This window comes from Paraburkholderia rhizosphaerae, assembly GCF_004366595.1.
Classification (GTDB): Bacteria; Pseudomonadota; Gammaproteobacteria; order Burkholderiales; family Burkholderiaceae; genus Paraburkholderia; species Paraburkholderia rhizosphaerae.
On sequence record NZ_SORE01000047.1, the window covers coordinates 1 to 26,195 of the forward strand.

Here is a 26,195-nt window from a genome sequence, read left to right on the forward strand (position 1 = left end):
TTCTTGCTCTTCTTTGTCACTGTCGTTTCGGTCATAGGACGTTATTTCCGTTATCGTCTCATGACCTCGACACACTAAAAATCTGACAGGCTCCCCGCTTGCTGTTCGGGGCTGCAGCCGCAGACGGAAATGTGCGGCGCGTCGCGTGCCGATGCGCTGATCTGGCTCACGCGACTCGAAAACGACACGCAACCCTGAATGGCATCGAACGGTCGCACCAGGTCCCGCGCGCAGCATTGATGGAGCACGAGCGGGACAAGCTACCACGGATTCAACCCGAAGTGCGGCCTCGAAACAGCCGAACCACGCAGCCCGAACAACGCAGCGCGCAGCCAATAAACAGCGGCCTCGATCATGGCCTCAATCAGCAGAACAGGAGAACCCGAATGACCGAACGCGCAGCGCCGGCACGGCGCCGCTTCCTGCTTGCGTCAGCTGCGGCCGGGGCCGCCGCGGTATCGCTATCCGCCTGCGCGGCATCGATTTTTCCGTTCATTCCGGACCACTACACGTTCTCGCAACAGCAGGTGCAGGACGCGGTGCAGCGCAAGTTTCCGTATCAACGCACGGTTTCGCAGGTGTTCGATGTCACACTGACGAACCCGGTGGTCGGCCTGCTACCGGATAGCAATCGCGTATCCGTGCGGCTCGATGCGCGCTTCGCGAGTCCGTTTCTCGCGCAACCGGTGAGCGGCGTATTCACGCTGTCGAGCCGCCTCGAATACGACGCCGCGAGTCGTTCGGTCGTGCTGAGGTCGCCCGGTGTCGACAATGTGAATGTGAGCGGCGACGCGGCCGCGTATGCGCAGCAGATCAGCGCCGCCGCCGGCCTGCTGGCGACGCAGTTGCTCGCCAACTACCCGGTCTACACATTCAAGCCCGAGCAGCTGCAATTCGCCGGTGTTTCCTACGAACCCGGTACAATCACCGTCCTTACAAACGGCATACGCGTGCAGATCGTCGAAAAGTGACGCATGCGCGGCCGGACGGGCCGCGTGTCGACAATCGCCGCTGGCCCGATGCGCTCAACAGATGTCAACAGCAATAAGGGTCGCGGATGGACTGGATACTTTTAGGCAAGGCGCTGATTCTCGGTGTTGTCGAAGGCTTGACGGAGTTTTTGCCGGTGTCGAGCACCGGGCACCTGATTATTGCCGGGCATCTGCTCAGATTTAACGCGCCGCAGGCGAAAACGTTTGACGTCGTGATCCAGCTGGGCGCGATTCTCGCGGTCTGCTGGGAATTCCGCCAGCGCATTTTCAATGTGGTGGTCGGGCTGCCGGTTCGCGCCGATGCACGGCGCTTCGCACTGAACGTGATCATCGCGACCATTCCGGCAATTGTGCTCGGCCTGCTGTTCGAAAAAGCGATCAAGGCGGTGCTGTTCGCGCCGGTGCCGGTGGCGGTGGCGCTCGCGGTCGGTGGCGTGATCATTCTTTGGGTCGAAGCGCGTCACCGCAACGGCAACGTGCCGACCCGCATCCATTCGATCGACGACTTACGCCCGATCGACGCGCTCAAGGTTGGTCTCGCGCAATGTTTCGCGCTGATTCCGGGCATGTCGCGCTCCGGGTCGACGATTATCGGCGGCATGCTGTTCGGACTCGACCGGCGGGTGGCGACCGAGTTCTCGTTCTTTCTCGCGATTCCGATCATGTTCGGTGCGACGTTTTACGAGATGTACAAAGATTGGCACGAGCTGTCGGCCGATGCACTCGGGATGTTCGCAGTTGGGTTCGTCGCGGCCTTTATCAGCGCGTTCATGTGCGTGCGCTGGCTGCTGCGCTATGTCGCGTCGCACGATTTCACCGCGTTCGCGTGGTATCGGATCGGCTTCGGGCTGCTAGTGCTAGTGGTGGGGTATACGGGCGGCCTGAGTTGGGCTGATTGAGTCGGGCAGACTAAGGGCACCGACCGTCAAGCCGCTTCGCCGAGCGGTTTTACCAGGCGGCACCACCACGCTGCCCCATCTGGCGTGGCACGACTGAGCGGCGCGCTTTGCTAACGCCGTTTGAAGATCAGATCCCACACGCCGTGGCCGAGGCGCAGACCGCGCCGTTCGAACTTGGTGACCGGACGGTAGTCCGGCCGCGGCGCATAGCTCTGTGCCGTGTTCTCGAGCGCCGGTTCGGCGCCGAGCACGTCGAGCATCTGCTCCGCGTAGTTCTGCCAGTCGGTCGCGCAATGCAGATACGCGCCCGGTTTCAACCGCGACACAAGCAGCGCGACGAACTTCGGCTGGATCAGCCGCCGCTTATGGTGACGCGCCTTGTGCCACGGGTCGGGGAAGAAAATGTGCACGCCATCGAGACTGTCCGGCGCGATCATCTGTTCCAGCACTTCGACCGCGTCGTGCTGAACGATGCGGATATTCGACAGATTCTGTTCGCCAATCAGCTTCAGCAGCGCGCCGACGCCCGGTTCGTGCACTTCGACGCCGAGAAAATCGTCCTCCGGGCGGCGCGCGGCGATTTCGGCGGTCGTCGCGCCCATGCCGAAACCGATCTCCAGCACGCGCGGCGCGTGGCGGCCGAACACCGCGTCCCAGTCCGGTTGTTGCTGCGCAAAGGGCAGCACGAAGCGCGGACCGAGTTCGTCGATCGCGCGGCGCTGGCCCGGCGACACACGTCCCGCGCGCGTAACGAAGCTGCGGATGCGGCGCAGATGCAGCGTTTCCGGTGATGTTGTCGCGAGGTTCGAATCTTCGGTGGCTGGCTGGGGCGCGTCAGTTGCGCTGCCGTCATTCGCGGACTGTTGGGAGGCGTCGAGCGGCAAGCCGGCTTCATTCGGATCGTGAATCATCGTCGGTGAATGCGGAGTGTGACTGCAGCAGGCAACGCAACGGAAACCGCGCTAGCGCTGCGATAAAAATAGATGGATTTCCGGTGCCCGGTGCAGACAGTTCGGGCGGGCGCGGTGAGCGTGGGACCGTTTTTCGACGCTTGTTTTCGGCGCTGCTACGACTGAGCCGATTGTGTATTGCAGCCGCCAGCGCAGTGGAGCGGGCGATGGGAATCGAACCCACGTCTCTAGCTTGGGAAGCTAGGGTAATAGCCATTATACGACGCCCGCAGAGCGCGCCATTTTACGCGGATTCAACCGATTTACGCAAACTGCGCGGCGACTGGAACCGCCGCCGCGCCGCGCGCGAGCTTCTCGAGTCACAGATCAGAGCGTCATATCCCCAAACAACGTCATCGACACCGCCGCGCGCGTCACCACCATCAGCAACACCTGCACGATCACGAACAACAGGATCGGCGACAGATCGATTCCGCCGAGCCGCGGAATGATCCTGCGGAGTGGATCAAGAAACGGCGCCGTCAACTGATAAAGAATCGGCATCGCCGGTGAACGCGGGTTCAACCACGACAGCAGCGCCATCAGGATGGTTAGCCAGATCACCAGATTGAGCGCCCATTTGATCACGGTGAGCAGCGCGACGACCAGCAGCATCGGCATCATCTGGGTCGGATCGACCTGGCCGATCAACAACATCAGCACGATGTACACAACCGCGGTGATCAGCGTCGCAACGAGGCTCGCCCAGTCGACCCGGCGCCCGTTTGGCAGAATCTTGCGCAGCGGCAGCACGAGCCAGTTCGTCACTTGCAGCACCGCGCTCGACACCGGGTTATACGGTGGCATCTTGACGACTTGCAGCCACGCGCGCAGCAGCAGCGCGGCGCCAAACAGTGTGAAAACCGTATTGAGCAAAAAGCGGGCGATATCGCCGAACATCTTGTTGTCCTTTCCTTCAGAATACGTCCGCCACAGCGCGGACTCGGCGCCGGCCCGATCGCTCGAAGCCGGCGTGTGGTTGCGTCAAGCAAGGTCGCCGCCTGCGCCCCCGTTGCGCGTAAGCGGCACCCCGATATACGGCAAAGTACGGCCCGCAGCAAGCAACGAATGGCGCGCCGCGCCGTCCTCCTGCCAAACCGTCAATGCGAGGTCAAACCGAAACCTTCACCTCGCTGATCATCACTTGCGGATTGCCGCCGTCGTAGTAATTCGGCACATCGCCCAACAGCTGGTCGGCGACCGGATTGAACACCTGAAAGAACGCTTCGGCCGAATCGAACAGAAAGTGTCCGACCGCGAAGTACGGCGGCGTGGACCCGGGCGGCCCGGCATTGATCCCCGCGTCCACTGACCAGCCCTTGAGCGCCGCGCCGAACAGCTTCGCGGCGAGCGGCATGTGCGTGCCGCAGTAATAGTCCATATCGAAACGGCCATTCGGCTGATACGGATAGAACAGGTAGACGTTGATCATTGTGCGTTCTCGTCAAAGAGTCCCGGCGTCGCGCGTGGCGAGCATTGCGCTCGCGCGACGGTCGTCACATTACCATGGCTTACTTAACGCCTGCACCCGCGGCCGCCGCCAGCGCGCGGCCGGACAGATTGTCGCGCATCGGGCCCTGCTCGTCCTCCTCGATCCGGCAACCGCTCGTCGGCCGCCCGATTGTCGCTTCGCGTCCGGCGCGCAACTATCATCCTAGTTGCTTTTTTGCGACGAAAGAATGGCGGCGACGGCTGCGGCCGGGTGTCGCAGGTCGCACGCGGGGAACGCGCGCTCCATGCGGTACGGCTAGTTTTCTTATCCATCAAGCATTTCTGCTGGTTTCTGCCAGTTTCCCGCCAAACGGGTAAAGTAAATTCAGATGACCCGGTCGACGCGAAGGTGCGCGCATTAAAGCTGACGAATCGCAGCGCTCTACTCTGACCACAGTACGTAATGAAGCGCACCGGAGTGTGTACGCTGTCGTACCGATGACAATCGTCTGGACGGTTAAAACGACGCTTATGGCTGGAGGTGCGAAACGTGCGGGCGCGAAAACTGCTTGCATCGTCACGCAACAGTGAAATGGCTGAAATGGCAGTTCCGTTGGCTTTTCCCTGGTTTAGCTGTCAGATTCCGGAGGTCGCGATGAGCATCTTTTCATACCGAAAGCACTTGCGGTTCTTGACCCATTCCCAAAGGCGTCGCTGGTGGGATCAGAAAAAGCGGCTAACGCCTCGCGTGAAGATCAGCGGCGCTTATGTGCCGCCTAGCGTCACGCGTGAGTTCACCTACGTGAAAGTCGGATGACGGATCCGCACCGGTAGCACCCCTGTTACACCCATGCCCGGCCCGAGCCGGGCATTTTCTTTTTATGGCGCCGTGTCGCCGCATCGCCGCATCGCCGCATCGCCGTGTCGTGCCGTGGCCCGCGCGATTCGCAGCGAATTTGTAATCAAAGATTACCGGCGCCCGCCGACGGTTCGTGCACAGATCGGTAAAGACAGTTGCGCGCGTCGTAAGACCGTCGCAACCCCTTGATTTTCGACGGGCGGCGCCAACTTCGAAACTATGAATGGCGCGCTACATGAAACATCGCGTCGGCGCGAATTGCAATTTGCAACAAATGCAAACGGCGGCACAGGGCCTTTTTCGTTAGATTAAGTATCAAGCATGTCGTTAGCGGCACCCGTGCCCGATGTGCCGCCTTGGAGAGAACAAATGAAGAAGATCGTCCCGTTTATCGTCGCGGCTGCGCTTGGGGTTGGCCTGACCACCGCCGCGCAGGCACATGTGTCCGTAGGTATCGGTATCGGCGTGCCGGTCGCGCCAGCGTACCCGGTGTATGCGGCGCCCGCGTACTATCCGCCGCCGCCGCCGGTCGTGTACGCACCGCCTCCTGTCGTTTATGCGCCACCTGTCTATTACGGCGGTTATGGGTATCGCGGTTACTACCGTCCTTACTACCATCACGGCTACTACGGCCGTGGCTACTACCGGCATTGACGTGATGGTTCGACGGTAACGAAGCAGCGGGTGGCGCGGTAACCTCACGTCACCTCTGCAATAGGCTTCGAACGCTTCACGCACCGATAAACGGCGCAACTCAGGTACCGCACCTGATTGCGCCGTTTGTCATTTGACGAGTTCATACCGCATCGACGAGGAAGCTGGGAAAATACGACCTTTCCTACGCTCCGGAGTCTTCTGTCGATGCAATCGCTGCCTGCTCCCACCTATGACGACGTCGTCGATGCCGCACAGCGCATCCAGGGCGTCGCGCACCGCACACCGGTCCTCACGTCAGCTACCGCAAACGAGCGCACCGGCGCATCGATTTTCTTCAAGTGCGAAAACTTCCAGCGCATGGGCGCGTTCAAGTTTCGCGGTGCGTACAACGCGATTTCTCATTTCGACCGCGCGCAGCGCGATGCCGGCGTATTGACCTTTTCATCCGGCAATCACGCGCAGGCGATCGCGCTGTCCGCGCGTCTTGCGGGCATTCGCGCGACGATCATCATGCCGCACGACGCGCCCGCCGCTAAAGTAGCCGCGACCAAAGGCTACGGCGGCGAAGTGATCACCTATGACCGCTACAAGGAAGATCGGGAGGAAATCGGTCGGCGGCTCGCGAAAGAACGCGGCATGACGCTGATTCCGCCGTACGACCATCCGCATGTGATTGCGGGCCAGGGTACGGCGGCGAAGGAGTTGATCGAAGAGACCGGCCCGCTCGATCTGCTATTCGTGTGCGTCGGCGGCGGCGGACTGGTTGGCGGTAGCGCGTTGTCGGCGGCTGCATTGAGTCCGGCGTGCCGCGTCATCGGCGTCGAGCCTGAGGCCGGCAACGACGCGCAGCAGTCGCTCGCGCGCGGCGAGATCGTCACGATCGACGTGCCGCACACAATCGCCGACGGCGCGGCGCCGACGCATCTGGGCAACTACACGTTCCCGATCATCCAGCGTCACGTCGCGCAGATTGAAACCGTCAGCGACGCGCAACTGATCGACACGATGCGCTTCTTCGCGCAGCGGATGAAAATCGTCGTCGAGCCGACCGGCTGTCTGGGGGCCGCGGCCGTGCTGAACGGCATCGTGCCGGTGCAGGGCAAGCGTGTAGGTGTGGTGATCAGCGGCGGCAACGTCGACCTTGCCCGCCTCGCGGAATTTCTCGCCTAACCGGCTGCGCGCGCGGCCGGCACGATCAGGTCGTGATACCCGTTCACGATCACACTGTATGAAAAGTACGCGAACAGCACCGCCGACAGCACATGACAAGCGCGCAGCAGCCCGGTCCCCGCGCGCTTGCGGCCGTGGCTCGCGAGTCCGCAGATAAATAGCGTCCACGCGAGTCCGCCGGCAAAGAACCCGCCGAGAAACACCAGCGCGGTGGTCACCGAAGTCGCGCCGGCTTTCGCGATCAGCGCGCCGCCGACCGCGGCGAACCACAGAATCGCGCTCGGCGAGGAGACCGCCAGCAGCACGCCGCGCGCGAAGCCGCGCGATGCGCTCAGATGCGGCGTGGCCGGATCGGCCTCGCCTTCAACCGGCGGCGCCGACGCCGGAAACAACGCTTCGCGCGCCATTTTCCACGTCAGATAGAGCAGGATCGCGGCGCCGCCGATCCACACCGCCCAGCGCACCGGGTCGAACTGCAGCAGCGCGGCCATGCCCGCCATTGCGAGCGCCGCATAGATCAGATCGCCGAAACACGAACCGAGGCCGAGCCAGAATCCTGGCCGGAAGCCGTGCGACAACGTCAGCGAAATAATCGCGACGTTGACGAGGCCGATATCGAGGCACAACGACAACGACAGAAAAAAACCGTCCGACAACAACGACAACGAATGCATCCGCGCAACTTCCCTGGATTCTTATAGTTGAAACGAAGCGTGCGCGCACGCTTCAGGCCGGCGCGATTCTACCGCGCGCCCGCGGATGACATTACAGACCGAGCGTATTCCAGAGTTCGTCGATACGCGCCTTGACCGCGCTATCCATCACGATCGGGCGGCCCCATTCGCGATCGGTTTCGCCGGGCCACTTGTTGGTCGCGTCGAGTCCCATTTTCGAGCCGAGGCCGGCGACCGGGGACGCGAAGTCCAGGTAGTCGATCGGCGTGCGATCGACCAGCACCGTATCGCGCGACGGATCGATGCGGGTGGTGATCGCCCAGATCACTTCTTTCCAGTCACGGATATTCACGTCCTCGTCGACGACGACGATGAACTTCGTATACATGAACTGCCGAAGGAAGCTCCAGACGCCGAACATCACCCGTTTCGCATGGCCCGGGTAGCTCTTCTTCATCTGCACGATCGCCATCCGGTAACTGCATCCTTCCGGCGGCAGATAGAAATCGGTGATCTCGGCGAACTGCTTCTGCAGCAACGGCACGAACACCTCGTTGAGCGCGACGCCGAGCACAGCCGGCTCGTCCGGCGGTTTGCCTGTATACGTAGAGTGGTAGATCGCATCGCGGCGCATCGTGATGCGCTCGATCGTGAAGACCGGGAACCACTCCTGTTCGTTGTAGTAGCCGGTGTGGTCGCCGTACGGGCCCTCGAGCGCATGCTCATACGCGCTCGCCGGACCTTTCGACGGCCTCGGCGGTGCGCCGGACGGCGCGGCGCCCGGTTCCCCCTGCTGCGGGTAGATAAAGCCTTCCAGCACGATCTCGGCACGTGCCGGCACCTGCAACGTATCGACACCCGGCGTCAGGCATTTCGCGAGCTCGGTGCGGCCACCGCGCAGCAAGCCGGCGAACTGATATTCAGACAGCGTATCGGGCACCGGCGTCACGGCGCCGAGAATCGTCGCCGGGTCGGCGCCGAGCACCACGGCGACCGGATACGGCTGTCCGGGATTGCGCAACGCGAACTCGCGGAAATCGAGCGCGCCGCCGCGATGCGCGAGCCAGCGCATGATCACCTTGTTACGGCCGATAACCTGTTGCCGGTAGATGCCGAGGTTTTGCCGGGTCTTGTTCGGCCCGCGCGTGACAGTCAGCCCCCACGTAATGAGCGGCCCGGCGTCGCCGGGCCAGCAGGTCTGCACCGGCAGCTTCGCGAGATCGACATCGTTGCCTTCCCAGACGATCTCCTGACACGGTGGCCCGCTGACCGTTTTCGGCGCCATGTCCCAGACCGCCTTCGCGAGCGACAGCAGCTTGCCGGCGTCCTTCAGGCCTTTGGGCGGCTCCGGCTCTTTCAATGCGGACAGCAGCCGGCCGACGTCGCGCAGCGACTCCAGCGCGGCCTGATCGCCTTGGGCGCCGTCGGCGTCCGCGCTATCGATGCCCATGCCGAGCGCGACGCGGCGCGGCGTGCCGAACAGATTGCCGAGCACGGCAAACGCGTGACTCTGCCTGGCTTCGAACAGCAGCGCCGGACCGCCGGCTCGCAGCACACGGTCGCACAGTTCGGTCATTTCGAGGACGGGGGAGACGTTTTGCGAGATGCGGCGCAGTTCGCCTAACGTTTCCAGACGGCCGGCGAAGTCGCGCAGGTCTTTGTATTTCATCGGGTCCGGTACGGAGGGCCGTCAGACGGCCGAAGTGAGAGAACAGGCGTCAGCAGAAGCCGACGGCTGACGGAGCCAACTGAGCGATGACCGCAAAGCCGCGACGAAAGGAGATCGACAGCGGCTAGCAACAAATTGCTACGAATCATGCAGGAACACTTTTTTGCTTCGATTGTCGATTTTACATGCGTTGTCTGGCGTACGTAGTGGCACAGAAACTCATGTGGCCCGAAAGGCGCGTGGTGCGCGGGTCTTGACCGACTGAACGCTGTTCATCATGACAATTAGTTATAACTTTGGATATTTATAGTGTTGACGATCTATAAAACGGTGCTCTAGAATCCGCTCCATTGGTTGCAAGGCTTGATAGTTTTTACCACCGTCCCCAGTCCTTCAGACGCAACGCGTCGCTTTTGCCGCCCCTTGCACGGCATTGACGGTTTTAAGTGGTCCTCGCCAGCGCAATTCGACGCTGGTTTTTCGTGTGGGAGCCTCCGAGTCTGCATGCTTTACAGCATGCTGCCGGACCGTTTTCGGAATTTGGGCTCCCGGAACGGTATTTTTTGCCGTTCTTTGCTGTTTCCCGACGCCGCAGCCGCCTTAACCAGAGCGCGCGACGTCTTGATTCTGCGGACGTGTTGCCGAAGCCGGTTCATCGGCGGGGTGCGCGGGGTCATGCAACATGGGAGATCTGAATGAACGCCTGGTTATCGTGGCGTCCCGATGAGCGAGCCGCACAAGCTGTGCGTGCTGTATTACGTCGCGGGACCCGCCTGAGTCATCATTTGTTTAGCGTAGTGGGTGGTACCGCCGTGGTGTTGGCGCTCGCGTTGTGGCTGATGCCGGCATGGCGCGGCACGCTTGCCGCGAAGTTGATGCCGGTGTTGTCCGCCGCGGTGCAGGCTGGCCCGGCCCGTCTGCTGCAAGGCAATCCGCTGCCGTCTATCACGCCGCCCGGCGTGACGAGCGGCGCAGCCGACGACACCTTGTCGAGCAACACGAACAGTGCGAACGGTGCGAACGGTGCGAACGGTGCGAACGGTGCGAACGGTGCCGGCGGCGCCAACGGCGATTCGCAAGCGGTCGCGTTGACCGGCGTAAACGGGTTCGACAACCCGCTCGACCTGGGCACCGGCATGAAAAACGCCGCGAACAGCGGCAGCGCAGGCTCATCGTCAGCGCTCAACGGCCTCGATCCGCGTACGCTGCCAAGCGTCGCATCGCTGGCCAGCATGATTCCGGCACAACGCGTGAGCGCCGATGCGCGTGACGACCGCGTGCTGGTGTCCTCGCGCGAGCAGGATCTGGTTTCGACGTTCCTTTCGCGCCGCTACCGTGTCGCGCAGGAACCGGTCAGCGAACTCGTGAAGGCCGCGTTCGATACCGGCCGCGAGGTTGGGCTCGACCCGCTGTTGCTGCTCGCCGTGATGGCGATCGAATCGGGCTTCAATCCGTATGCGGAAAGTGGCGTCGGCGCGAAGGGGCTGATGCAGGTGATGTCCACGGTCCATTCGGACAAGTTCCGCTACTTCGGCGGTCAGAGCGCCGCGCTCGAGCCGCTCGCGAACATCAAGGTCGGCGCGCTGGTGCTGAAGGACTGCATCGCGCGTGGCGGTTCGCTGCCGGGCGGTCTGCGTCTGTACGTCGGTTCGTCGAGTCAGGACGACGGCGGCTACGGCGCGAAGGTGATGGCCGAGCGTGCGCGTCTGCGCGATGTCGCACGCGGCCGCAAGGTGCCGATCAACGGGCCGCAAGCGCCCGCGACGGTGACGGCGTCGACCTCCGCACAGACCGCTGCGAACAACGGCAAGCGCGTGCAGGTGACGCTCGACGGCGGCCACGCGCTCGCCGCGAAGGCGACCTCGAACGCCGCACCCGCACAGGACGACGCCAGCGCCGCACAAAAGCACGGTGCGACGACGGAGCAACTGGGCGCCTGATCTCGCCAGACTGTGATGCTGATCAAAAAAGCCCCTGCCGGTTGATGACCGGCAGGGGCTTTTTCAATCGGCGGTGCGCATCGACCATGGGTTGGCCACGGCGTTCAGGTCAGACGCGCGCTCGGGCGATTCAAAGTCTGGCCAAAGGCAACGTCGCGAGTCTTTCGAGCACGACCTCTTTCATCCTGGATGGAGCAGGTAGCTGCTCGAACGATGTCGGCGGATGTGAATCTCCGGCTGCGTCGCCTCATGTATGAAATATCACACTTTTTACTATTTTTGTTTGATGCTTAATACGCCTTGCATGGCCGCAATGATTTCCTATGCATGAAAAAGCCCCCTGCGGCCATCGGTCGTCAGGAGGCTTATCGCTACCAGAACCGCCGACTCACCGGCGGCCCGTGGCTACCGCTTGAACACACCACGCAGCCGTTCCACGGCCTCTTCAAGCCGCGAATAAGCTGTCGCGTACGACACCCGCACATAGTCATGCGGCGCGGCCGTACCAAAATCGATCCCGGGCACCATCACGACGCCTGCATCGTGCAGCATCGCGCTTGTCAATGCGGCGCTGTCACGGGCGGCCGGATGCGGTACGTTCCTGCAGTCGGCGTACACATAGAACGCGCCGTCCGGCATGACCGGCACCGTAAAGCCGAGCGACTCAAGCGCGGGCACGAGAAAGTCGCGCCGCCGTTTGAATTCGAGCCGGCGCATTTCATAGATCGCCAGCGTTTCCGGCTTGAAGCACGCGAGTGCGGCGTGCTGCGCCAGTGCCGACGCACAGATAAACAGGTTCTGCGCCAGCTTCTCGAACGCGTCAACCAGCGACGGCGGCACCACCAGCCAGCCAAGCCGCCAGCCGGTCATGTTGAAGTACTTCGAAAAGCTGTTGACGGTGATCACATCGTCGCCGAAAGACACGGCCGAAACCGGCGGTGCGTCGTAGCTGAGCCCCTGGTAGATCTCGTCGACGACAGTGAAGCCGCCGCGCGCCCGCACCACCTCGACGATGCGCTTCAGTTCGTCCGGTGTGATCGACGTGCCGGTCGGATTCGACGGCGACGCGAGCAGCACGCCGCGCGTGCGTGCGGTCCACAAGCGTTCGACATCGTCGGCGGTCAACTGGAAACGTTCGGCGGGGCCGCTCGGCACCAGCACCGGCTTGCCTTCCGCCGCGGTGACGAAATGCCGGTTACACGGATAGCACGGGTCGGGCATCAGCACCTCGTCGTCGCGGTCGACGAGCGCCGCGCACGCGAGCAGCAGCGCCGCCGACGCGCCCGCCGTCACGACGATGCGGGCCGGGTCGACGTCGAGTCCATACGCGTGTGCATAGTGGCCGGCGATCGCTTCGCGTAGCGGCCGAATACCGAGCGCGCTCGTGTAGTGCATGTCCCCGCGCCGCAGCGCGTTTGCCGCCGCTTCGAGCACTGGCTCGGGCGCGGTGAAGTCGGGCTGGCCGATGCTCATATGAATGATGTCGCGGCCGGCCCGTTCGAGCAGCTCGGCCTCCTTCATCATTTCCATCACGTAGAACGGCTGAATCGCGTCGACGCGCGCGGCCAGATGGAGCAGAGGTTCGCTGACGCTATTCATCGGGTAAGTCCAGTTCGAAGCAAAAACGGGCCGCTGTGCGAAAGCGGCCGTGTAACGGTCGGATGCCGCGCGGGCGCGCGCGGCTAGCGCTTGCGCGACGCCGCTTGCGTTTCCGCCTCGCGCATTTGCGCGGACAGCTTGTCGAGCACGCCGTTCACGTACTTATACCCGTCCGACCCGCCAAAAGTTTTCGCGAGTTCGACCGCCTCGTTGATCACGACGCGATACGGAATATCGATGTGATGCTTGAGCTCGAACGCGGCGACCAGCAACACCGACCGCTCGACCGGCGAAAGCTGGTCAATCGGCCGGTCCAGGCATGGCGCGATGGCGGCGGACAATTCGTCGCCTTCGCGAATCACGCCGTGCAGCAGCGCATTCAGATGCTCGTGGTCAGCCTTGTCGAAACCCTGTGCGCCGCGCAACTGCGCATCGATCTCGCCGGCGGGCGCACCCGACAGCAGCCACTGATACAGCCCCTGCGTGGCCAGTTCGCGCGAACGTCGGCGTGCGCTCTTCATGCCCGTTCCTCTTCGTCACCTTCGTCTTCGTCTTCTTCTTCGTCGTCATCGCCGTCGAGCTGCTCGAGCGCAACCGCGAGATTCGCCATTTCAACGGCCACGCGTGCCGCGTCGCGACCCTTTTCGGTCATTCGCGCGACCGCCTGTTCGTCCGTATCGGTGGTCAGCACTGCGTTGGCAACCGGGATACCGAAGTCGAGGCCGACTCGCGAGATGCCCGCGCCGTTTTCGTTTGACACGAGTTCGAAGTGATACGTCTCGCCGCGGATCACCGCGCCGACCGCGATCAGCGCGTCGAACTGGCCGCTTTCGGCGAGCTTTTGCAGCGCGAGCGGAATTTCGAGCGCGCCCGGCACGGTGACGAGCAGCACGTCCTCACCGGTGACGCCGAGGCGTTCGAGTTCTTCGATGCATGCGTCGGCGAGGCCGTTGCACACCGGTTCGTTAAAACGCGACTGCACAATGCCGATGCGCAGCCCGTCGCCGTCGAGATTTGGTTGGTATTGTCCGATTTCCATATCAGGTCCGTGAAGTGAGGGGGTGAGCGCAGTATCCAGAACGCGCGGGTCATGCAGAAGTCAACCGCTTTACGGGCACGGCCTTTCGGCCGCGACGCCAGGCATCCGCACAAAGCCGGTGACTTCCAGCCCGTAGCCCGACATGCTGCCGAGCTTGCGCGGATTTGACAGCACCTGCATTTTGCCCACGCCGAGTTCGCGCAGGATCTGCGCGCCGATTCCGTAGGTCTTGAAGTCGACCGGGCGGCGCTTGAGCGCCTCCGCTTTGTCCTGCTGGTCGAACGCCTTGAACAGATCGACCAGATGTTCTTTCGAGTCGCCGCAGTTCAGCATGACGATCACGCCGAGATCGCGCGCCGCGATTTCCTTCATCGCCGCATCGAGCGTCCACGAGTGCGTGCACGACGAACCGACCTCCAGCAGATCGAGCACCGACAGCGGCTCGTGCACGCGCACCGGCGTGTCGCGCTCGGGCGTCGGCGTGCCGCGCACCAGCGCGATATGCGGCTGGCCGCTTGGTTGATCGAGATACATCACCGCGCGGAAGGCGCCATGCGGCGTTTGCATCGTGCGTTCCGCGACGCGCTCGACAATCGATTCAGTGCGGCTGCGGTAGTGGATCAGATCGGCGATCGTGCCGATTTTCAGGCCGTGCTCCTGCGCGAACTCGATCAGATCGGGCAGCCGCGCCATCGTGCCGTCATCCTTGATGATCTCGCAGATGACCGCGGCAGGCGTGAGACCGGCGAGCGCGGTGAGGTCGCAGCCGGCTTCGGTATGGCCGGCGCGCATCAGCACACCGCCCGGCTGCGCCATGATCGGGAACACATGGCCCGGTTGCACGATATGCTCGGCGCGCGCGTCGTGCGCGACCGCTGTCGCGATCGTGCGCGCGCGGTCCGCTGCCGAGATGCCGGTGGTCACGCCTTCGGCCGCTTCGATGCTGACCGTAAACGCGGTGCCGTATTGCGTGCCGTTGCGATACGTCATGAGCGGCAGGTTCAGCTGCTTGCAGCGCTCCTGCGTGAGCGTCAGGCAGATCAGCCCGCGGCCGTAGCGGGCCATGAAGTTGATCGCTTCCGGCGTGATGAATTCCGCGGCGATGACGAGGTCACCCTCGTTTTCGCGGTCTTCTTCGTCGACGAGGATCACCATCCGGCCGGCTTTCAGTTCGGCGATGATCTCGGGAGTGGAGGCGAGCGTCATGATGGCGAGAGATTCGGGAAAGCGCGTATTTTACGCCACGCGGCTCGCCAAGTCGCCCGTGCGCATCGAAGGGGCTTTCCCCGTGCGCCGCGGCGCAACGGGGCGATGCTTGCCCGCGGGCCTAAAAGTAATGGATGACGCCCAGCATGACACCCGTCTGGTTGTGGCCCGCGACGGTATCGGTGTCGTAGCCGTTCAGACCCAGGTTCGAGCCGTGGCTGTTCTTCACGTAGCCGGGTTCCGACTACAGCACGGTCCGCTTCGACGGCGAATATTTCGCGGTCGCGGCCAGATAGATCGGCCGCTGGCCGGTGGACGTGATATCGGTCCTGAAGACCGCGCCGGCGACCGTCAGCGGGGCCGTGACCTGGTATGAGACACCGCCCCAGAATTCGTTCGCATGGCCCTGGGTGCCCGGATCGAGCGGCAAAGTGCTGCAGTGCGTCGCCGGCTTATCCTGAACGCGCCGGCGTGCCGGCCGCGCCGCGCGATCTGCATGGCCATCTGTGCATCGTGCTGCGCGAGAACGACGTCGCCTATGGCACCTGGCATCTGAGCTGCGGCCGCAAGCAGGAGACCATCAAGGTGCGCGGCGCGCTCAGCAGCAATGACGGCGAGACCGCGCTCGTGTGGGCGCTCGATGGTCACGGCGTGTTGATGCGCTCCGAGTGGGACGTGTATCCGCATCTGCGCTCGGGCGCGCTGGAAATCGTGCTGCCGGAGTGGTCGCTGCCGGGCGCCGACGTGCATGCGGTGCATGGCGAGCGGCTGAACGCGTCCGCGAAGGTGGTTGCGTTCGTCGACTTTCTCGCCGAATGGTTTGGTCATGCAGGCGGACAAGCGATGAACATGCGAACGTGGATACCGCAAGGCGATTGATGGTCTCGCGGCCGCAACCGCATCCGCGCATCGCGCTTTTGCAAGCGCCGCGGCGCTGCTGACGCGACGCCGGTTAAACCTCCCAGTGCCCCAATCCAGCGCTCTTTTATGGGCGTTTTTCGCGCATATCGCACCAGTGAAATGCGCGTTACGCCCCGTCGTAGTGCCTGTTCAAAAATCCACTTCGCATTGGTTCAGTTCACGTTCAACGCGCCGTAAATAGCGGAGACGGTGACCTGTCGAGACCCACTCGCGCGCGTTGCCGATGCAACCCGAACTTGAACAACAGGATTTACACGATGCGTTTGTTTGCTCCCGGAATGGCCTTGATGGGACGGCTCAGGATGTCGCGCAAGCTGGCGGTGCTTGCGCTGCTGTTTATGCTGCCGCTTTCGATTTGCTTGTACGCGATTTTGAGCGACGAAGTGAATGTCTACACGTCGACACGCGACGAACTGGATGGCATTCGATTGCTGGAGACGTCTCAAGCGTTGTTAAAGGCGGTGCAGAAGCGCCGCGGCGCGAGCGCGTCGCTAATGGCCGGCAGCCCGTCGATACGGCCCGCGTTCGACGCCGCGAATGCCGAGTCGCAGCGCCTGATCGCGACGTTGCGTGAACAGGCGGCGGCGACTCGCCGCTTCGATCTCACCGCGCAAACCGATGCGTTAGCCGCGCAATACGCGCAGCTTGCGCAAATGCCGTTGAGCGGACCCGGCAAGGACGTTTTTGATGCGCATACCGCGCTGGTGCGTGCGATCTTCGCGTTCACCGCGGATCTCGCGGACGCATCGCAACTCGCGCTCGACCCGCAAGCCGTGACGTACTATCTGGCGAACTCGGTCGCGCTGTCGTTGCCGAGCGCCGCTGAAATGGCCGCGATCGCGCGCGGTAAAGGCGCGGCTGCATTGAGCCAGGGACAATTGAGCGCGGCGGACCGCGGCGCGCTCGGCGTGCATGCAACTTTCCTGCGCGATCAGATCGACACCGTGCGGCATGATCTGAAGCGCGTTCAGCACGCGTTGGGGTCGATGGACGGCGCAACGCTCGTGCAAAGCGTGAACTTCGACAACTTCGACGCATTCGGCAACACCGTCGCCAGCCTCGCATCGAACCCGAACGCACCGTTGCCCGAATCGAACGCGTACTTCGACGCGGGTACGCGCGCGGTGGATGCGGTTTATCGCGCGCATGGTCAGTTGTCAGGGCTGTTGAAATCGCTGCTTGCCGCGCGTGAGCGTGCGCAGGCCGCGCATATCGCGGTATTGAGCGTACTGAGCGCCGCGTCGGTTAGCGTCGCGCTCTATCTGTTTATCGCGTTCGCGCGCAGAACCGGCGACGACGTGAACGACATCGCCGGCAGCATGACGCAGGCGAGCGCCGGCGATCTGCGCGGCCGGCTCGACGTGAGCGGCCGCGACGAACTCGCATCGATCAAACTGCGCTTGAATGAACTGCTCGCGTCGCTGAACCGAACGATCGTGACTACCAAGGCAAGCGCCGAATCGGTGCTGACCGGCAGCGAGGAAATCGCGTCGGGCAATCTCGATCTGTCGCGACGCACCGAGGAACAGGCCGCTTCGCTCGAACAGACCGCGGCGAGCATGGAAGAACTCACGGCAACCGTGCGGCACAACGCGGACAATGCGAAACAGGCTGGCGCGCTGAGCCGCGAAGCGTCAACGAAGGCATCGGCGAGCGGCGAAGTGATTACGCGCGCGGTCGGCGTGATGCATGAAATCGGCAAGCGCTCGACCGATATGGCCGCGATGATTTCGACAATCGAAGGCATCGCGTTTCAGACCAACATCCTTGCGCTGAATGCAGCGGTCGAAGCGGCGCGCGCGGGCGAACAGGGTAAAGGGTTCGCGGTGGTTGCCGGCGAGGTGCGCACGCTCGCGCATCGCACCGCAACCGCGGCGAAGGATGTGAAGGAGATGATCGAACGATCGTCGTCGAGTGTCGAAGGCGGCACGCGGCTCTTCCATGATGCGCAGGCGGCGATTCGCAGCGTGATCGAATCGGTGACCAACGTCGATGCGATCGTCAATGAGATTGCCGGCGCGTCGTTGCAGCAAGGCGAGGGGATCGAGCAGGTCAATATCGCGATCACACAATTGGACCGCACGACGCAGCAAAACGCGGCCCTGGTCGAACAGGCCGCCGCCGCGAGCGCGTCGCTGAAAGAGCAGGCGCTGAGAATGGAAGAGGTGGTCGCGACATTTCACGTTGACGTGTAACGTTCCTGCGCAATTACGCCTATGCTTGAAGTCTTGACGCGGAACGCGCCGCCAAGGAGAGCAGGATGTCGTATGGGTACAAGGTGGTCGCGTCACCGGTCGGCAAGCTGAAGCTGGTCGCGCGCGGCGACAAACTGGCGGCGATTCTCTGGGAAAACGATCGTCCGGGCCGCGTGAAACTCGGCGAGATGCGCGAGGTCGACGACCACCCTGTGCTGGTCGAAACCGCGCGGCAGTTGGCTGAGTATTTCGCCGGCACGCGCACCCGTTTCGACGTGCCCACCGAGTTTGTCGGCACCGAGTTTCAGAAAAAGGTGTGGAACGCGCTACTGACTATTCCGTTCGGCGAAACGCGCAGCTATCGCGAGATTGCCGAGCAGATCGGCCACGATAGTGCATGCCGTGCCGTTGGCGCGGCAAACGGGCGCAATCCGATTTCAATCATTGCGCCGTGTCATCGCGTGATCGGCTCGTCCGGCGATCTGACCGGCTTTGCTGGTGGCATGCAAGCGAAGGCGACATTGATTGCGATCGAAGCGAGCGCGACCCAGCCTTCGCTGATCTGATTGCGCGAGGGTTGCGCAGCATGGAATTTCCGCGTTGACGTTTCGATGTGCCGGCCCAGAAGAGATAAAGCGGGACGAACCCTTCCCTTTCCAAAGGAGACATCGATGTCCCGCACGACTGCAGAAAAGCGTGCTGCTTTCCGCGCACTGCACGCATCCGGATGCTTTATTCTGCCGAACCCTTGGGATGCTGGCAGCGCGCGCTACCTGCAATCGCTCGGCTTCAGCGCGCTGGCGACGACCAGCGCGGGCTTTGCATGGTCAGCCGGGCGCCCGGATAACAATGTGCCGCGCGAGGTGATCCTCGCGCATATGCGCGAGATGGTCGAAGCGACCGATCTGCCGATCAATGCGGACTTCGAGAATGGCTTCGGCGCGAATCCGGAAGAGGTCGCACAAAGCGTCGCGCTGGCCGTCGAAACCGGCGTAGCCGGTCTGTCAGTCGAGGACTCGACGGGGCGCGCGGACGCACCGCTATTCCCAATCGACGAAGCCGTTGCGCGGATCCGTGCTGCGCGGCAGGCGATCGACAATGCAGGCGGCGACACGCTGCTCGTTGGCCGCGCCGAAAACTTCTTTGCCGGCGTGCCGGATCTCGACGACACACTCGCGCGTCTGAAGGCGTACGCGGCTGCCGGCGCCGACTGCCTGTACGCGCCGGGCATCCGTACGCGCGAGCAGATCGAAGCGGTCGTCGCGGCGGTCACGCCCAAGCCCGTGAACCTGCTGATCGGCTGGGATTCCGAGTTCACGCTGCAGGATGTCGCGGCGCTGGGCGTGCGGCGCGTGAGCACCGGCGGCGGCTTGGCCCGTGCCGCGTGGGGCGGCATGATGCGGGTCGCGCAAGGTCTCGCGGAAGGCCGCTTCGTGGGTTTCGCCGACGCGCCGGCCGGTGCGAAGCTCGACGCCCTGTTTCAGCAACACGCGTAACGCGCGCCGCTTCCAATACTGACTCGTTACTCAAACGGAGCTTCGCACATGGCCCGCGAAACGCTTCGCGTCGAACCGCTGTCCACGTGGCTCGAGCGCTGGAAAGCACCGACCTCGGCGATGACACGTCATAACGGCACGGTCTATGTGTCGGGCTTTCCGCCGTTCGATCCGCAGACCGGCGAGATTGTCGACGCGCCGATCGAACGGCAAACGGAGCTGGTGCTGAACCAGTTGAAGCTGTGCGTTGAAGCCGCGGGCTCGTCGCTCGATCAGGTGCTCAAGTGCAACGTCTATTGCACGTCGGTCGAGAAGTTCGCGACGGTCAACGAGATCTATGCGCGCTTCTTTGGCGCGAATCCGCCGGCGCGGATCTTTATCAACGTGCCCGCGTGGCCTGGGCACTTCGACATCGAGATCGATTGCATCGCCGCGTATTGAGCGGCGCATCATGCATTGCGATACGTGCGTTGGGATCGGTGAATGTTTTCGCCCTACGAAATAGCGTGTGGTATATCGCGGTTTGCGATCGCTGATGTGAGTGAGGCCAAACACTCAAGAAATTCCATTAGCTGCCGTAGTCGCATAGACGTGCGCGGTTCTTCGCAGGTGGGCCGCGCGTTTTCCTTGTCGAGAAGCAGGATTTCCGCGTCATGATTCACAGGCCGCTAACGGATTCATGATCAGTCACGTCGCACCGTTGTTTATCGCGGCGACTTCGGGCGTCGTGAGCGTCGCGATTTTAGGTTCGCTGCTGCGAGCCGGCATTCCAGGGCTCACGCGCTGGCTAAGCGCGAACCTCCTCGCGGCCGGCGCGTTGATCTTTCTCGCATTCCAGGGGCATATGCCGGGCGGCATGTGCCTGGCGATCACGACGGCCGTGCTCATCTATGCGGTTCTGCTCGTTCTGCAGGGCTGCAGGCAGTTCTTTGGCCTGCGGCCTTTTCACTATGCTGAACTTGCCGCCTACGTTGTGCTGCTCGCGTGCGTCGTCCAGTGGACGACGATCACGCCGAACGCGAACATCCGCATCATGCTGGTATCTCCGTTTCTCGCGTACGCGCGCCTGAGCTTCGCGTGGATTGTATGGCACTACCGTCCGCAGCACCGTCCGCGTTATGCGTACAACTTCGTGTTCTGGACCGCGCTGGTTGAAGCCGCGATTCATGCTGCGCGCGGCCTGGCGTTCGGACTCGGCTGGGAACATCAGACGGCCGCGGTGATTTCGCCGACACCCACCAACGATATATTCGCCGCGATGGTGGTTCTCGCGACGCCCTGTTTGTCGGTGGGCATCGTGATGCTGGCGCACGACCGGATGGCGGAACGCATGGAGCGTCTCGCGACGGTCGATGAATTGACCGGCGCGCTCGCGCGTCGCGCGTTCTTCGTGTTGGCGCAGCAGCGCTTCGACGCGGCGCTGCGCGACCGGACCGTGCTGTCGGTCGCGATTCTCGACCTCGACCGCTTCAAGACATTCAATGACGAGCACGGTCACGCGACCGGCGATGCGGTTCTGAAGACCTTCGCCGGCGTCGCGATACGCGCGCTCGGTCGCGACGACCTGTTCGGGCGCCTTGGCGGTGAGGAGTTTGCGATTGTGTTCCGCGCGACCTCGCAAGCGGACGCCGCGCAGTGGCTGGATAAACTGCGCGGCGCGGTGGCGGCTTCTCCGGTGACGGTGCCGGATGGCGAACGGGTCTGCACGTTCAGCGCCGGCGTGAGCGAACTACAACGCGACGATACGCTCGCGCGCCTGATGGCAAGAGCAGATGCCGCGCAGTATGCGGCGAAGGCGATGGGGCGTAATCGCGTGGTGATCGCGGCGGACACCGCGGGCTCCGGCAGCGCGCTCAATGCTGTCTGAAGCGGCGCACGCGTGAGGTTCGAGTCAACCGTCGAACAATCTCAGCTGTGGCTATCGACCCACGCTTCGGCCCATTCAAGGCCGATCGCTTCGGCTTCCGTTTCCGTATCCAGATGCGCGAGGATGCCTGAGGCTTCAACCACCTTCGTGCCGGACGTAATCGTGCCGCTTGCCGCGTAGCCGTCCTGCTGGCGGATTGCATGCCCCCAGATCGAGAAGCCCTTGTAGTACCGGGTTTGCATCAGCGCGCGACCTCTGCTGTTGCGCCGTCCGTGCCGACGCGCAACACATTGCCTTCCGGCGTCACGATGCGCGGAATGTCTTCGAAGTGGGTGATGTCGTTATCGTGCTTCGATTGCGGTGTTTCGCCGTGCTTGAACCGGCTCGCGTCCGTGACCGGCGCGGCGGAGCGATTGGCTGCCGCGCCGGCGCCTTTGGGGGTGGACGGGTTGAGCGGCGAATGGACCGCTTGCTGTGATGCCCGTGGTGATGCCGGTTGAGGCGCTTGCTGCGCGTCCTGACGTAGCCGCGCGATCGGCGCGCCGCGGTGCGCGAGTACCTTCCGATGATGCGGCGGTTTCGCGGTCTTGCCGATCAGATGAGCGCCCTGGCGTGCTTCAGGCGGATTCCAGACTTCGATGATGCGTTCGCCCGCAAAAGAAGCGGGCGCGGCAGCGAGTAATGCCGCGGCAAGCAGCGAGGCGGCGAACATCAGAGGGCGCAGCATATCAGTCTCCATTCCGCTTGCCGGACGACCGGCAACTCACGCTTTGGCCGACACACGAACCGTCACAGCCAGCACAGTAGTGCCTGTTGCGCAACGCGTCGCCATCGACTTGCCACGCATTGTACGTGGCCGGGGGCACCGTTCCGACCGTGTGGCCATTCTCCCGCGCGTGAAACGCCGGTTCGCCGGCTTTGCCGCTTCGGATTGCATCATCGATGACGGCTGTGCCAAACGCGGCTTTCAGGCTCGCGACGAAAGCGGCGATTTCCGGCATCGGGTGCGGCGCGGGTGGCTGTGCAGCCACCGGCGACGGAGCGACTGGCGTGTTCATGGCACGGCCTTTCTGGGCAACTGCTCGGGGCTACTGCCTGGGACAACTGCTGCGGATCATAACCGGTACGCGGACATGCCGGTACCCGGATATCGCTGCAGACGTCGGGTTTCGACTGTGGGTAGAATACTGTATAAACGTACAGGTGTCACGTGGGTTTCGTTCAATCCTTAGCCGGTGACACGTGCGCAACGCCAGACTTGCCCACCTTGCCACAAGACTTGCTGCCTCGCGTCCGAAGCCTTGTCCGTGGCAGTCTTCGCGAATCCAGATGCCGAGTTCCGCGTTTGTGTTCTGCACTTGGTGTAGTCCGGTCAAGCCGAGGAACCTGCCGTCATGTCGGTCACGGATTGCGAATGTAAAGTCCGTCCCGGCTGCTATCGTCGTCAACCAATCCTGCCAGATGAGATCGAACGCCCTCCGGTTCGCGGGCGGGTCCCATGCCATGAAGCGTGTCAGTGACTGTGTGATGCAGGAAAACGTGGCGTCGGCATCGACGCAGAGTTTGCAAAGCGCGTTTCGCAGGTGGGGAGGATCAGGCTTCGTTCTCGAGATGAACCATGCGCCGCTCGATGTCCGCAAGATCTTTCGCCATCGCAACATAAGCGTCGCGGCGCTCCTGATCCGCTTGTTCGATCCACTCGCTCACTTTGGTCAGAAGGTAGGCAATCATCGAAGTCTCCAGTCAGTCGTGCATGTCGGTGTGAATGTCGGTCGCGATCGATGCGTGCGACCGTTGCGACGTCAACTGAAGGCCTGTCTGGCTTGAATCGTCGTCCGTCGTTGATGCAAATCGTAGAGCGCGAAAATGAGCGGAAAGTTAGGTTCGCAAGCGGCTCGCCGGCTTGCTCAACCGCGACTTCGGCAGCCACGCGGGTCGCGGCTTCGACGTCTGTCCCCGATGTGGCTTCTCGCGCTGCGCCGGGCGCTGCGCGCACGGTCCTCCGCGTGGATAATCTGGCCTCGCGCGCAGACGCGCGGCGCGCTTCTTGCGCGACCCGGGAGAGAATTCATTGATCGTCCTGTGCAGCGCCCGGCGGTAAATGTCGCGGCCGGCAGGACTCTTTAGACGACGGAGCCTGAGGATGCAGCTTTACGGAAGACGCAGTTCGATCAACGTGCAGAAAGTAATCTGGTGCCTCGCGGAACTGGGTCTGGTTGAAGCACGTGACTATCAGCGTATCGATGCGGGACTGGAGTTCGGCGTCAACGATACGCAGGACTATCTCGCGATAAACCCGAATGGTCTTGTGCCGACGCTAGTCGATGGCGAAACGGTGGTGTGGGAGTCGAACACGATCGTGCGCTACCTCGCGGCGACACGCGAAGGCGGCCGTGCATTGCTCCCAGCGGATGCCGGCGAGCGCTCGCAGGTCGAGCGCTGGATGGACTGGCAACTCGGCACGTTGTGGGCGACGTTGCGGGTCAGCTTTCTGGGGCTTACGCGCACGCCGGAGCCGCAGCGTAACTACGATGCGATTTGCGACGCGTTCAACGATTCCGCCCGTCTATTGCGCGTTCTCGATGGGCATCTGGAAGAGCGTCCGTTTATCGCGCTCGAGCGCTTCACGCTTGCCGATATCGTGGTCGCGCTGGCGACGCATCGCTGGTACTCGCTCGCCGAGCGTTTCCCGGACGTGCTGGGTGCGCAACCGCCGACGCCCGCAGTGATGCGCTGGCTGATCGAGGCCAGAAGCCGCGATGGGTTTGCGATGGCGGTCGGTGCGTAAAGTTCGACTACCGGACATAACCGTCGTTGAGTGTATTCATGAACGCGATGATGTCCTCGATGTCCTGATCGGACATCGCCGGCGGGTCACCGGGCTTGCGGTCGAACGGCGCGTCCTGGAAGTCGACGTTTTTCCGGTACTGTGCCGGAATGTCGTTGAATTGCGCCACCTTGCCGGACGCGTCGCGCGGATAGATCTTCTGCGGGCTGGTGTTGCGCAGGTTGTAGAAATCCATCACTTCCTTCAGCGTGTGATAGACGCCGTTATGGAAGAACACGTGGCGCGTCGCGGCGTTGCGCAGCGTCGGGGTGAGGAACATGCCGCAATACTGAGTCTGCTGTGCGAGGTCCCGGCGGAAGGGTCCACAGATGCCGAGGTCGTAGAACTTCGGATCCTTGTTCGCCGGAATCTCCCTATTGCGGGGCACGCCGAGCGCTTCGTACTGGGTGTCGGTGAACAGCGGCGGCAAGTTGTCCTTCGTCGGCTGGCTGACGTGGCAGCCGGCGCAGTTGGCCTTGTTCGGATCGTTGAACAGGCGCATGCCGCGCAATTCCGCCTGGGTGAGGCGCGCATGGCCTTCGAGCCACGCGTCGTACTTGCTGCTGAACGCGTGGAACGAAGGGTCCTCGATCTGATAACGGCCGACGGCGGACATCGCTTCGTCGACGAGCAGGTCGGGGTTATCGACGATGTGGTCGCCGAACAGCGCCTTGAACTGATCGAGGTACGGTGCGTTCAGCAGTTTGTGCGCGACTTCGGCGGGACTCGCGTTGGCCATCTCCACGGGGTTGAGCAGCGGGGAGATGGCCTGCGCCTGCAGCGTGTCCGCGCGACCATCCCAGAACATGCCGCCCTGCGGAACCATCGCAGGCGTCGCGGGTGCGACGGCCGCGCTTTTCTGCGCGCGGGCGACGCCCTGAGCTTGCGACGCGAGCGCGGCGAGATCCGGCGGCACTTCGTTTTCGGCGGCATCGGGGCCGATGCTGAAGGCGGCCTGGCGATACAGGTACGCGAGCGACGGCGGGGGGCGGAAGCCGGGGTCGGTCAGGCGCGGGCCACCGAACTGGACGGGCTGTGCGTTGGCGGGACCGTACGCGTGGTCGGGACTATGGCAGGACGCACACGACTGCCGGCCGGAAGCGGATAAAGACGTGTCGTAGAAGACCTGCTTGCCGAGCAGCGCGAGCGCGCTGAGCGGGACATCGCGAGGTCGTCGCAGATGCACGGGGTGAGGGTTGGCGCCGGTGAGGTTCTCGACGAGCAGTCCGATGCGTTCGGGTACGCGATCGGGGTGGAGAAACGCGTACGCGCCACCCGTGACGAGTGCGATGACGATGCACGCGGCGGCCCACAGCAGGAGTCGGCACGAGGTGCGGCGTGCGGGGCCCTTGCCCGGAAGCTGGGAGAGCGGAGTGGCGTTCGGGCGTGAGTTCATCGGGGTGGCCGGCGACAGAATGAAAATGGGAGACGAGCGTGACGCGTGCTTCGCGGAATTCGGAAGACGATGGGATACCGGAAACGTTGGGGCAAAACCGTTGGTGTGAGACCGTTGAGGCGAAACCGCAGGTAAATACGTTAAGCGCCGCCGCGTGCCCCGCAGTGCATCGCTGGGCATGCGGCGGCGGCCGGGACGCGCGGCGGGTCGCCGCGCGTCGCCGGATTACATGAAGCCCGGCGTGACCGTCTGCGTCGCGGTATTGGCCGGTGGGGCGGTAAGCGTCGTGCCCATCACCGGATCGAGGAACAGTGTGCGCGGCTTCGACACGTCCTGCGTGAAGTCGAACATGCTCATGATCGAGTTGTCCGCCGCGTCGTTCGAACCCTGACCGATGCGTGTGCCGTT

Annotated in this window: 28 protein-coding genes, 1 tRNA gene and 2 pseudogenes; 13 read left to right on the forward strand and 18 right to left on the reverse strand. The window is 63.1% G+C overall.

The genetic code is table 11. From position 1 onward, the window contains the following. Positions 1 to 93: 93 nt before the first annotated feature. From BX592_RS32625 to BX592_RS32635, 3 genes and pseudogenes are all read left to right on the forward strand, one after another. Positions 94 to 198 (forward strand): annotated as a pseudogene (locus BX592_RS32625) (YkgJ family cysteine cluster protein); the annotation flags it as partial. Positions 199 to 386: 188 nt separating this feature from the next. After that, complete coding sequence (locus BX592_RS32630; protein ID WP_134197450.1) at positions 387 to 971, forward strand: DUF1439 domain-containing protein; 585 nt, start codon at positions 387 to 389, stop codon at positions 969 to 971. 86 nt (positions 972 to 1,057) lie between these two features. Further along, positions 1,058 to 1,891 (forward strand): undecaprenyl-diphosphate phosphatase, encoded by an 834-nt coding sequence (locus tag BX592_RS32635; RefSeq protein ID WP_134197452.1) that lies wholly within the window; start codon positions 1,058 to 1,060, stop codon positions 1,889 to 1,891. A 110-nt stretch (positions 1,892 to 2,001) separates the two neighbouring features. Here the strand turns inward: BX592_RS32635 and trmB are convergent, their stop codons facing one another. The 4 genes from trmB to BX592_RS32655 form a co-directional block, all read right to left on the reverse strand. After that, a complete protein-coding gene (gene trmB / locus BX592_RS32640) occupies positions 2,002 to 2,802 on the reverse strand; it encodes a tRNA (guanosine(46)-N7)-methyltransferase TrmB (RefSeq protein ID WP_134197454.1) in 801 nt (266 codons plus the stop codon). Between the two features lie 195 nt (positions 2,803 to 2,997). Then, positions 2,998 to 3,072 (reverse strand) — tRNA-Gly (locus BX592_RS32645). Positions 3,073 to 3,168: 96 nt separating this feature from the next. Then, a complete protein-coding gene (locus BX592_RS32650) occupies positions 3,169 to 3,741 on the reverse strand; it encodes a YggT family protein (protein WP_134197456.1) in 573 nt (190 codons plus the stop codon). Between the two features lie 211 nt (positions 3,742 to 3,952). After that, positions 3,953 to 4,273 carry an EthD family reductase gene (locus BX592_RS32655; protein WP_134197458.1) on the reverse strand — a complete coding sequence of 107 codons (321 nt, stop codon included), beginning with the start codon at positions 4,271 to 4,273 and terminating at the stop codon, positions 3,953 to 3,955. Positions 4,274 to 5,500: 1,227 nt separating this feature from the next. Between BX592_RS32655 and BX592_RS32670 the strand changes: the two genes are divergently transcribed. Continuing rightward, the gene (locus BX592_RS32670) at positions 5,501 to 5,785 is read left to right on the forward strand and encodes a hypothetical protein (RefSeq protein ID WP_134197464.1); all 285 of its coding nucleotides are present in this window, start codon (positions 5,501 to 5,503) and stop codon (positions 5,783 to 5,785) included. 207 nt (positions 5,786 to 5,992) lie between these two features. Beyond that, positions 5,993 to 6,958 carry a threo-3-hydroxy-L-aspartate ammonia-lyase gene (locus BX592_RS32675; RefSeq protein ID WP_134197466.1) on the forward strand — a complete coding sequence of 322 codons (966 nt, stop codon included), beginning with the start codon at positions 5,993 to 5,995 and terminating at the stop codon, positions 6,956 to 6,958. Here BX592_RS32675 and BX592_RS32680 read toward each other — a convergent pair. Both BX592_RS32680 and BX592_RS32685 read right to left on the reverse strand, forming a co-directional pair. Next, positions 6,955 to 7,632, reverse strand: a complete 678-nt coding sequence (locus BX592_RS32680; RefSeq protein WP_134197468.1) for a LysE family translocator — start codon at positions 7,630 to 7,632, stop codon at positions 6,955 to 6,957. The two genes, BX592_RS32675 and BX592_RS32680, sit on opposite strands and share 4 nt — an antisense overlap. Before the next feature lie 91 nt (positions 7,633 to 7,723). Then, entirely contained in the window at positions 7,724 to 9,301 is a 1,578-nt protein-coding gene (locus BX592_RS32685; RefSeq protein WP_134197470.1) for a UbiD family decarboxylase, read from the reverse strand. Between the two features lie 695 nt (positions 9,302 to 9,996). On the opposite strand from BX592_RS32685, the gene BX592_RS32690 reads away from it, so the two are divergent. After that, positions 9,997 to 11,241 (forward strand): transglycosylase SLT domain-containing protein, encoded by a 1,245-nt coding sequence (locus BX592_RS32690; RefSeq protein ID WP_134197472.1) that lies wholly within the window; start codon positions 9,997 to 9,999, stop codon positions 11,239 to 11,241. A 405-nt stretch (positions 11,242 to 11,646) separates the two neighbouring features. On the opposite strand, the gene BX592_RS32695 is transcribed toward BX592_RS32690, so the two are convergent. From BX592_RS32695 to BX592_RS34100, 5 genes are all read right to left on the reverse strand, one after another. Then, on the reverse strand, positions 11,647 to 12,840 hold the full coding sequence (locus BX592_RS32695) for a pyridoxal phosphate-dependent aminotransferase (protein ID WP_134197474.1): 1,194 nt from the start codon (positions 12,838 to 12,840) through the stop codon (positions 11,647 to 11,649). A gap of 83 nt (positions 12,841 to 12,923) precedes the next feature. Then, positions 12,924 to 13,361 (reverse strand): transcription antitermination factor NusB, encoded by a 438-nt coding sequence (gene nusB / locus BX592_RS32700; RefSeq protein WP_134197475.1) that lies wholly within the window; start codon positions 13,359 to 13,361, stop codon positions 12,924 to 12,926. After that, a complete protein-coding gene (gene ribH, locus BX592_RS32705; protein WP_134197477.1) occupies positions 13,358 to 13,879 on the reverse strand; it encodes a 6,7-dimethyl-8-ribityllumazine synthase in 522 nt (173 codons plus the stop codon). The genes nusB and ribH overlap by 4 nt, the downstream gene beginning before the upstream one ends. Before the next feature lie 69 nt (positions 13,880 to 13,948). Continuing rightward, positions 13,949 to 15,085, reverse strand: a complete 1,137-nt coding sequence (ribBA, locus tag BX592_RS32710) for a bifunctional 3,4-dihydroxy-2-butanone-4-phosphate synthase/GTP cyclohydrolase II (RefSeq protein ID WP_134197479.1) — start codon at positions 15,083 to 15,085, stop codon at positions 13,949 to 13,951. A gap of 244 nt (positions 15,086 to 15,329) precedes the next feature. Next, positions 15,330 to 15,515: a hypothetical protein gene (locus BX592_RS34100; protein WP_166676523.1), complete on the reverse strand. Its 186-nt coding sequence runs from the start codon at positions 15,513 to 15,515 to the stop codon at positions 15,330 to 15,332. Between BX592_RS34100 and BX592_RS32715 the strand changes: the two genes are divergently transcribed. The 6 genes and pseudogenes from BX592_RS32715 (at position 15,458) to BX592_RS32740 (ending at position 21,564) form a co-directional block, all read left to right on the forward strand. Then, on the forward strand, positions 15,458 to 15,964 hold the full coding sequence (locus BX592_RS32715) for a LysR substrate-binding domain-containing protein (RefSeq protein ID WP_134197481.1): 507 nt from the start codon (positions 15,458 to 15,460) through the stop codon (positions 15,962 to 15,964). The two genes, BX592_RS34100 and BX592_RS32715, sit on opposite strands and share 58 nt — an antisense overlap. Positions 15,965 to 16,284: 320 nt before the next feature. Continuing rightward, positions 16,285 to 18,201, forward strand: a complete 1,917-nt coding sequence (locus BX592_RS32720; RefSeq protein ID WP_134197499.1) for a methyl-accepting chemotaxis protein — start codon at positions 16,285 to 16,287, stop codon at positions 18,199 to 18,201. Between the two features lie 65 nt (positions 18,202 to 18,266). Further along, positions 18,267 to 18,749: pseudogene (locus tag BX592_RS32725) on the forward strand (methylated-DNA--[protein]-cysteine S-methyltransferase); the annotation flags it as partial. A 123-nt stretch (positions 18,750 to 18,872) separates the two neighbouring features. Continuing rightward, positions 18,873 to 19,697 carry an isocitrate lyase/PEP mutase family protein gene (locus tag BX592_RS32730; RefSeq protein ID WP_134197485.1) on the forward strand — a complete coding sequence of 275 codons (825 nt, stop codon included), beginning with the start codon at positions 18,873 to 18,875 and terminating at the stop codon, positions 19,695 to 19,697. A gap of 48 nt (positions 19,698 to 19,745) precedes the next feature. After that, positions 19,746 to 20,138: a Rid family hydrolase gene (locus tag BX592_RS32735; protein WP_134197486.1), complete on the forward strand. Its 393-nt coding sequence runs from the start codon at positions 19,746 to 19,748 to the stop codon at positions 20,136 to 20,138. Between the two features lie 238 nt (positions 20,139 to 20,376). Continuing rightward, entirely contained in the window at positions 20,377 to 21,564 is a 1,188-nt protein-coding gene (locus BX592_RS32740; RefSeq protein WP_134197488.1) for a GGDEF domain-containing protein, read from the forward strand. Positions 21,565 to 21,605: 41 nt separating this feature from the next. Here BX592_RS32740 and BX592_RS32745 read toward each other — a convergent pair whose 3' ends face one another. From BX592_RS32745 to BX592_RS32765, 5 genes are all read right to left on the reverse strand, one after another. Next, positions 21,606 to 21,806 (reverse strand): hypothetical protein, encoded by a 201-nt coding sequence (locus BX592_RS32745; protein WP_134197490.1) that lies wholly within the window; start codon positions 21,804 to 21,806, stop codon positions 21,606 to 21,608. Next, the gene (locus BX592_RS32750) at positions 21,806 to 22,291 is read right to left on the reverse strand and encodes a hypothetical protein (protein WP_243849827.1); all 486 of its coding nucleotides are present in this window, start codon (positions 22,289 to 22,291) and stop codon (positions 21,806 to 21,808) included. The genes BX592_RS32745 and BX592_RS32750 overlap by 1 nt, the downstream gene beginning before the upstream one ends. A gap of 1 nt (position 22,292) precedes the next feature. Beyond that, a complete protein-coding gene (locus BX592_RS34750) occupies positions 22,293 to 22,565 on the reverse strand; it encodes a hypothetical protein (RefSeq protein ID WP_243849829.1) in 273 nt (90 codons plus the stop codon). Between the two features lie 87 nt (positions 22,566 to 22,652). After that, a complete protein-coding gene (locus BX592_RS32760) occupies positions 22,653 to 23,222 on the reverse strand; it encodes a GNAT family N-acetyltransferase (RefSeq protein WP_279589219.1) in 570 nt (189 codons plus the stop codon). Further along, positions 23,158 to 23,295: a DUF3563 family protein gene (locus BX592_RS32765; RefSeq protein WP_134197495.1), complete on the reverse strand. Its 138-nt coding sequence runs from the start codon at positions 23,293 to 23,295 to the stop codon at positions 23,158 to 23,160. The genes BX592_RS32760 and BX592_RS32765 overlap by 65 nt, the downstream gene beginning before the upstream one ends. A gap of 412 nt (positions 23,296 to 23,707) precedes the next feature. Between BX592_RS32765 and BX592_RS32770 the strand changes: the two genes are divergently transcribed. Next, positions 23,708 to 24,352, forward strand: coding sequence for a glutathione S-transferase family protein (locus BX592_RS32770; protein ID WP_134197497.1), 645 nt, complete (start codon positions 23,708 to 23,710; stop codon positions 24,350 to 24,352). 7 nt (positions 24,353 to 24,359) lie between these two features. Here BX592_RS32770 and BX592_RS32775 read toward each other — a convergent pair whose 3' ends face one another. Next, complete coding sequence (locus BX592_RS32775) at positions 24,360 to 25,787, reverse strand: cytochrome-c peroxidase (protein ID WP_134197502.1); 1,428 nt, start codon at positions 25,785 to 25,787, stop codon at positions 24,360 to 24,362. A gap of 225 nt (positions 25,788 to 26,012) precedes the next feature. Further along, a partial coding sequence (locus BX592_RS34105; RefSeq protein ID WP_166676524.1) for a hypothetical protein occupies positions 26,013 to 26,195 on the reverse strand: 183 nt, incomplete at its 5' end.